The organism is Rouxiella badensis (assembly GCF_002093665.1).
In the GTDB taxonomy this organism is placed as follows: Bacteria; Pseudomonadota; Gammaproteobacteria; order Enterobacterales; family Enterobacteriaceae; genus Rouxiella; species Rouxiella badensis.
In genome coordinates this window covers 44,616-51,803 of the sequence record NZ_MRWE01000036.1, presented here as the reverse complement: position 1 = coordinate 51,803, position 7,188 = coordinate 44,616, and the positions used below count along the sequence as shown (strand labels likewise).

The window sequence follows — 7,188 nt, the reverse complement described above, 5'->3', positions numbered from 1 at the left end:
GTTTTAATCCGATCACATATTAATAAAAAAAATAGAGAGCGTACCCCATGAGTCAGAACAGTATTGTCGATGTAAAAGCCTGGATAGATTCTCGATCTATTTCGGGTTATCAATGGCTGATTTTATCACTGTGTTTCATCATTATTATGTTTGACGGCTATGACGCCGCAGTGATGGGCTTTATTGCACCGGCACTCATGGATGATTGGGGTATGGGTCGAGGTGCAATGGGGCCAATTCTCGGCGCGGCCATGTTTGGCGTCGCCATCGGCGCACTGGTTGCCGGTCCTTATGCCGACCGCTTCGGAAGAAAACGCATTCTGCTGATTTCCATCCTGTGCTTTGCGGTGTTTAGCATGATGAGCACCTTCGCTCGCACGCCGATGGAAATGGGTATTCTCCGCTTCCTGACCGGCTTAGGTCTGGGTGCCGTCATGCCTAATACCGTCACGCTGGTTTCCGAATACATGCCGGAACGCCGCCGCAGCCTGATGATAACCGTGATGTATAGCGGCTTTAACATCGGCTCCGGACTCGGTGGGTTTATTGCCGCAGGTCTGCTGCCGCACTTTGGCTGGAAATCGGTGCTGTTCCTCGGCGGTATCGTGCCGCTCGTTATGCTGCCTGTGCTGCTGTGGATCCTGCCTGAATCTGCGATGTACATGGTGGTGCGCAACGTTGCCAAAGAGAAGATTGAAAAAGTACTGCGTCGTGCAGGCGGGGTATTCTCAAGCGAAACCAAATTTGTTCTTAAAGCGCCCGTTATCCAGCAGAAAGCCAAGGTGTTCCAGCTGTTCACTCAAGGCTACGCGAAAGGCACGCTGGTGCTGTGGTTAACCTATTTTATGGGCCTGTTCGTTATCTATCTGCTGAACGGCTGGCTACCAACGATTATGCGTAACAGTGGGTTCACGATGGAGCGTGCCGCTATCGTCGCCGGTCTTTTCCAGCTCGGCGGCACCTTTGGTGGCCTGATGGTCGGCGGACTGATGGACCGTTTCAAAGCGCGTCGCGTCATTGCACTGTTCTATCTCATCGGCATGACCTGCCTGCTGTCGCAGGGCATCGGTAACTTTGGTGCCAACACGCTGGCGGTCTTGGTGTTCTTTAGCGGCGTATGTATTAACGGCGCACAGACTGGATTGCAGGCTTTCTCTCCGGCATTTTATCCGACCGAGATGCGTGCAACCGGCGTTTGCTGGATGCACGGCGTAGGCCGCACCGGGGCGATTATCAGCTCGTCCACCGGCGGTATTTTGCTTGGCCTGTTCTCGGGTCAAAACGTGATTTTCCTGGTTCTGGCCGTCCCGGCGCTGTTGGCTGGCCTGAGTATTTTGATGCACCGTGCGGCGCATCCGGTCGAAATGATCAAAGGTATCGACCTTAATGATATTCCGGAGCTGTCACGCACCATGAATGTTCGTTAATCTTTGATAAAAGATTCATTGATTGAAATTTTTGAAGGAAAATTCCTTCTACCCTTTTAACTGATGCAGTAGAGGCAAACAGTATGGCTAGAATTATCGGCGGATTGGCGGTATCTCATACCCCAACCATTGGTTTTGCGGTTGACCACAACAAGCAAAATGAAAGCGCTTGGTCGCCTATCTTTGAAAGCTTTGCTCCCATGCAAAAATGGCTGGACGAGAAAAAACCAGACGTACTGATCTATGTGTTTAACGACCATGTCACCTCTTTCTTCTTCGATCACTATTCTGCCTTCACGCTGGGCATTGATGATAGCTATGAAGTGGCGGACGAAGGCGGTGGCCCGCGCGATATTCCTGCCGTAAAAGGCCACGCCGCACTGTCGCAGCACATCGGTGCAAGCCTGATGGCCGATGAGTTCGATATGTCATTCTTTATGGACAAACCGCTGGATCACGGCCTGTTCTCTCCGCTGTCGGCGCTAATGCCGCACACGGAAAACGGATGGCCGACGCAGATTGTTCCCCTACAGATTGGCGTGTTGCAGTTCCCTATTCCGACCGCGCGCCGCTGCTATAAGCTGGGCCAGGCACTGCGCCGCGCGGTAGAAAGCTTCCCGGAAGACCTGAAAGTGGCAATCGTTGCCACCGGCGGCGTATCTCACCAGGTTCACGGCGAGCGTTGCGGATTTAACAATCCAGAGTGGGACGAGCAGTTTGTTGACATGCTGATTAACGATCCGGAACGTCTGACCGAAATGACCATCGCCGAATACGCGACGCTGAGCGGCATGGAAGGTTCGGAAGAGATCATGTGGTTGGTCATGCGTGGCGCACTGTCTGCCAACGTCGAGAAACTGCACCATGCGTACTATCTGCCGTCGATGACGGGGATTGCAACCCTGGTGCTCGAGAACAAATCTCGCGAAGCCCCGGTCGACGTGCACCAGCGTCAGCGCGACAAAATTGCCCTGCAAATGGCCGGCGTTGAGAAGCTTGAAGGCACCTATCCGTTTACCCAGGCGCGTAGCCTGAAAGCGTTACGTATCAACCGTTTCCTGCATCGTCTGATTCAGCCTGCGTGGCGTGAGCGCTTCCTGAGCGAACAGCAGGCGATGTTTGATGAAAACAAACTGACAACCGATGAACAATCGATGATCCGCAGCCTCGACTGGCGTTCAATGATTCAGTACGGTGTCAGCTTCTTCCTGCTGGAGAAACTGGGTGCAGTGGTCGGCGTATCTAACCTGCACATTTACTCTGCTATGCGCGGCCAGACGCTGGAAGAGTTCCAGAAAACACGTAACCAGCAGGTTCTTTATTCTGTTGCGGGGAAAGCCAAGGCATGAGTATTTTCGACCAGCCTAAAATAGACACGCACCACCACGTTTTTGATCCGATCAATTTTCCCTATATTGCGGATACGGCTTATCGCCCAGAGGGGCATGAGATTGGTACGGTGGAATATTATCAGTCGGTGATGCAGGCCTATAACATCCGTCATTCGCTGATAGTGGGGCCAACTTCCGGCTATAACACCGACAGTCGCTGTCTGCTGGACGCCCTTGAAAAAGGCAATGGCCGTTTTCGCGGTATTGCGGTGGTGCCTTTTGACAGCAGCCTTGAAAGGCTAGCCGAATTGAAACAGGCCGGCGTCGTCGGTATCGCACTTAATGTCGCGATGCTCGGAGTCGATCCTTTTATCGCCTTCGACGATATGATGGGCAAACTTGCCGAGCTCAACATGTTTGCCGCCATTCAGGTTCAGGATGACCAGCTTTTGGCGTTGATGCCCATGCTGGCGCGCAGCAGAACCAAACTGCTGTTTGACCACTCTGGTCGCCCTGATGTGAGCGCAGGTTTGCAGCAACCGGCTTTCCAGTCGCTGCTCTCGCTCGGCGACAGCGGCCGCTGCTGGGTCAAACTGTCTGGATTGTCCAAGTTCAGCCGTCAGCCCTTCCCTTACGGCGACGGTCATGCCTATCAGCACGCGCTGCTTGAGGCATTTGGTGCTGACCAGTGCATGTGGGGTTCTGACTGGCCGTTCCTGCGCGCAGAGCACCGTATGGACCTGGGCACGTTATTGATGCTGGTAGAGCGTCTTTTCCCTGATGAAAATACGCAGAGAAAAATCATGTGGGAAACGCCGAAAAGGCTGTTTGGATTTAAGGATTAAGGAAAAAGAATGCAGCGTAAAATTGTGGTACTGAACGGATGTAATCTCAACCTGCTCGGCACTCGCGAGCCTGAAACTTACGGTCGCGATACTCTGGCCGACATCGAAGCACTCTGCCGCAAGACGGGTGAAGAATGTGAGGTGGAGATTGAGTTCTTCCAGACCAACTTTGAAGGTGAAATGATTGAGAAGATTCAGTCATGCCGTGGCAACACCAGCGCACTGGTGCTCAACGCCGCCGCCTGGACCCATACCTCGGTGGCGATTCGTGATGCCGTGACCGCTATTGATGTGCCGCTGTTTGAGGTGCATATCACCAACGTTCACAAGCGTGATGCGTTCCGCCATCACTCCTTCCTGTCCGATGTGTCAGTGGGTGTTATTTGTGGTTTTGGTATTCAGGGTTACGAATACGCGATCAGAAAAGCCGCTTTACTCACTAAAAGTTAATCAAGATCAATAAAAAGCCAATCTTCGTTAACAACAATTGAACATCCGTCCCGAGAGGCGTACACCTGACCTGAGCTCCCGCAACGGCAAAGAGCATGAGAACTCTTTGCACTGCGCGTAGCACCTGAACAAGAGACTCATTCTTAACAGAGGACAGGCTGTATGTCTAACCATGGAAAAGTAGCTTTGGTAACGGGTGGCGGCCAGGGTATCGGCCGTGCAATTGCACTGCGTTTGGCGAAAGACGGTTTTGCGGTCGCCGTTGTCGACTTCAACGGCGAAACCGCTAAAAAGGTAGCAGAAGAAATCAATCAATCCGGTGGCAGAGCGATTGCTCAACTGGCGGATGTCTCGGATCGCGATCAGGTATTCTCTGCGGTGGAAGCCGCAAAACAGCAGTTGGGCGGCTTTGACGTCATCGTCAATAATGCGGGCATCGCCCCCACCACCCTAATTGAAGATATTACGCCTGAAATCGTCGACAAAGTTTATAACATCAACGTCAAAGGCGTTATCTGGGGCATTCAGGCGGCGGTTAGCGCGTTTAAATCCCTCGGACACGGTGGAAAAATCATCAACGCCTGCTCTCAGGCGGGCCACGTCGGGAATCCCGAACTCGCCATCTACAGCTCAAGCAAATTTGCGGTGCGCGGCCTGACCCAAACGGCAGCACGCGACTTGGCTCCGCTCGGCATTACCGTCAACGGCTACTGCCCCGGCATTGTGAAAACGCCGATGTGGGAAGAGATCGACCGTCAGGTGTCTAAAGCGGCAGGAAAACCTGTTGGCTACGGAACGCAGGAGTTTGCGAAAAACATCACCCTCAAACGCCTTTCCGAACCGGAAGACGTGGCTGGCTGCGTGTCCTATCTCGCCGGTCCTGACTCCGACTACATGACCGGCCAGTCGCTGCTTATCGACGGTGGCATGGTCTTTAACTGATTAATGCTCACCTGTGAGCCTGTCTGCCGTTGCGGCAGGCAGGCTTTTTTAGGGTGTTTAAAGGCTTTCCCGCAATAAAAATGGCGTTATCAGCGCACAAAAATCCTCGGGACACTCCTCGGTAATAAAATGCCCGCAGTCGCTTACCATCGCGCTTTCAAGCATTGGTGCGACCTTCTGCATCGTCTCAAACGGCGCATTGCGCGTCGCATGGGAGGCTCCGATGGCCAGAACCGGCATGGCTAACGGCGTCAATGCGCGTTTCTGATTCTGGCGAATCGTTTTCGGAATGGCACGATAATAGTTAAATCCGGCGTGTAGCCTGCCCGGCGCGCTGTAGGCCTTAACGTACTCCTCCGCCGCCACCCTGTTACGTTGCCACGACCATTTATCAAAGATATAGCCCAGATACTGCGCCTCGCGCCCCTGAGTCAGCGCCTCGGGTAAATCGGCTAGCTGGTTGAACATGAAATGCCACAGGAACAAATTCTCTTCACCACTGACGAAGATTTCAGGTGCGGGCGCTAATCCGGGGATAACCGCCTCAGTCAGCACCATTCGTTGCACCGCATCAGGAAAGTCAGCCCCCATTGCGTACCCTACCCACATGCCGATATCGTGACCGATGAGTGAGTAACGCGCGTGACCGAGATGCTGCATCAGCTGATTGAGCAGCGCGGCAATATTGCCGGTATCGTACCCGCCACACGGCGGACTCGACTCACCGGTGCCGGGAGAGTCGACGGCGACGGCAGTGAATCCCGCCTGCGCGAGGTGTTTCATTACGTCGCGCCACGTATACCAGGTCTGCGGCCAGCCGGGAATCAACAGCACCGCAGGGCCTCGCCCTTGCGTCACGTAGTGCAGACGGCGATGACCCACCGTCAAATAGTGATGCTGTTTGGCTGCCTGTTGTGCACAAAAATAGTCTTGATTTTCCATGCTTTACGCCTTCTGTCCGTTTATGCCCAACAGCTGTTGCAGCTGCTTAACGCTCACCGGTGCGGCGGCAAAGTCATCGAACACTTTTTCCGTTACATGAAGGATATGTTGGCGAATAAATTCAGCGCCTTCGCGTGCACCATCGTATTGATTTTTCAAACAGCATTCCCACTCAAGCGTCGCCCACCCGGCATAGTCGTTTTGCGCTAATTTGCTGAAAATACCTTTGAAATCAACCTGACCGTCGCCCGTTGAACGGAAGCGACCCGCGCGATTGATCCATGACTGGTAGCCGCCGTACATCCCTTGACGGCCGCTTGGCGTGAATTCAGCATCCTTAACGTGAAACATGCGGATAACGTCTTTGTAGATATCCAGGTAATCCAGATAGTTAAGCTGTTGAAGCACAAAATGACTGGGGTCAAAAAGGATGTTGCAACGCGGGTGGTTACCGGTCCGCTCAAGGAACATTTCAAATGACACGCCGTCATGCAGGTCTTCACCGGGATGAATTTCATAACACAGATTAACGCCCTGCTGGTCACAGGCGTCGAGCACCGGTAACCAGCGGCGAGTCAATTCGTCAAATGCCGCTTCAACCAACCCTTCCGGGCGCTGCGGGAAAGGAAAGATATACGGCCACGCCAGCGAGCCTGAGAAGGTGCCCATCTCGGTCAATCCGAGGCGTGACGAAGCTTTGGCGGCGGCCAAAAGCTGCCCTTTCGCCCATTCGGTTCTCGCAGCCGGATTTCCGCGCAGCGACGCGGGCGCCAGGTTGTCACACAGCGATTCATAGGCAGGATGAACGGCCATCAGCTGGCCAAAAATATGCGTCGTCAATTCGCTAATGACCAGTCCCTCTTCCGCCAGCATGCCACGGATATCGTCACAATAGCTCTGGCTTTCGGCAGCGACGTTGACGTCAAAGAGGCGTGTATCCCACGCCGGAATTTGCAGCGCTTTAAAGCCATTCTCGGCCGCCCATTTTGCAAGAGTCGGCAGGCTGTTGAAAGGCGCGAGGTCATCACTAAATTGTGCCAGATGCAGGCTGGGTCCTTTTATGGTTCTCATCGTGTTACCCTATTGTTTGTCGATTGACAAACAATAGGAGCAATCGGCACCCTTTGCCAAGCCTTTTACGCGAACTGAGCACAAATGGCTTAGTGTAGAAAGCCAGACACTCCTGATTTTGAATGTTATTTTTTGGCGTCTGGCGGATAATAATCCATAAAATTTGCATCAATGAGAGAG

7 protein-coding genes are annotated in these 7,188 nt (G+C 53.3%); 5 read left to right on the top strand and 2 right to left on the bottom strand.

Going from position 1 to position 7,188, the window contains the following annotated elements; genetic code table 11:
* The first annotated feature begins 47 nt into the window (after positions 1–47).
* From BS640_RS18350 to BS640_RS18330, 5 genes are all read left to right on the top strand, one after another.
* Positions 48–1,427, top strand: coding sequence for an MFS transporter (locus BS640_RS18350; protein WP_017490144.1), 1,380 nt, complete (start codon positions 48–50; stop codon positions 1,425–1,427).
* 83 nt (positions 1,428–1,510) lie between these two features.
* Positions 1,511–2,776 carry a gallate dioxygenase gene (locus BS640_RS18345; protein ID WP_084913064.1) on the top strand — a complete coding sequence of 422 codons (1,266 nt, stop codon included), beginning with the start codon at positions 1,511–1,513 and terminating at the stop codon, positions 2,774–2,776.
* Positions 2,773–3,603 (top strand): amidohydrolase family protein, encoded by an 831-nt coding sequence (locus BS640_RS18340; protein ID WP_017490142.1) that lies wholly within the window; start codon positions 2,773–2,775, stop codon positions 3,601–3,603. Before BS640_RS18345 ends, BS640_RS18340 begins: the two co-directional genes overlap by 4 nt.
* Before the next feature lie 9 nt (positions 3,604–3,612).
* A complete protein-coding gene (aroQ, locus tag BS640_RS18335; RefSeq protein ID WP_017490141.1) occupies positions 3,613–4,053 on the top strand; it encodes a type II 3-dehydroquinate dehydratase in 441 nt (146 codons plus the stop codon).
* A gap of 162 nt (positions 4,054–4,215) precedes the next feature.
* Complete coding sequence (locus BS640_RS18330) at positions 4,216–4,995, top strand: (S)-acetoin forming diacetyl reductase (protein ID WP_017490139.1); 780 nt, start codon at positions 4,216–4,218, stop codon at positions 4,993–4,995.
* A 57-nt stretch (positions 4,996–5,052) separates the two neighbouring features.
* On the opposite strand, the gene BS640_RS18325 is transcribed toward BS640_RS18330, so the two are convergent.
* Both BS640_RS18325 and BS640_RS18320 read right to left on the bottom strand, forming a co-directional pair.
* Positions 5,053–5,937 (bottom strand): alpha/beta fold hydrolase, encoded by an 885-nt coding sequence (locus BS640_RS18325; RefSeq protein WP_084913063.1) that lies wholly within the window; start codon positions 5,935–5,937, stop codon positions 5,053–5,055.
* 3 nt (positions 5,938–5,940) lie between these two features.
* The gene (locus tag BS640_RS18320) at positions 5,941–7,008 is read right to left on the bottom strand and encodes a sugar phosphate isomerase/epimerase family protein (RefSeq protein ID WP_084913062.1); all 1,068 of its coding nucleotides are present in this window, start codon (positions 7,006–7,008) and stop codon (positions 5,941–5,943) included.
* Positions 7,009–7,188: the final 180 nt, after the last annotated feature.

What these genes read in the sequence shown, in the direction of transcription:
- BS640_RS18350 (WP_017490144.1), top strand. Translation starts at nt 48, where the DNA reads ATGAGTCAGAACAGTATTGTCGATGTAAAAGCCTGGATAGATTCTCGA.
- BS640_RS18345 (WP_084913064.1), top strand. Translation starts at nt 1,511, where the DNA reads ATGGCTAGAATTATCGGCGGATTGGCGGTATCTCATACCCCAACCATT.
- BS640_RS18340 (WP_017490142.1), top strand. Translation starts at nt 2,773, where the DNA reads ATGAGTATTTTCGACCAGCCTAAAATAGACACGCACCACCACGTTTTT.
- aroQ (WP_017490141.1), top strand. Translation starts at nt 3,613, where the DNA reads ATGCAGCGTAAAATTGTGGTACTGAACGGATGTAATCTCAACCTGCTC.
- BS640_RS18330 (WP_017490139.1), top strand. Translation starts at nt 4,216, where the DNA reads ATGTCTAACCATGGAAAAGTAGCTTTGGTAACGGGTGGCGGCCAGGGT.
- BS640_RS18325 (WP_084913063.1), bottom strand. Translation starts at nt 5,937, where the DNA reads ATGGAAAATCAAGACTATTTTTGTGCACAACAGGCAGCCAAACAGCAT.
- BS640_RS18320 (WP_084913062.1), bottom strand. Translation starts at nt 7,008, where the DNA reads ATGAGAACCATAAAAGGACCCAGCCTGCATCTGGCACAATTTAGTGAT.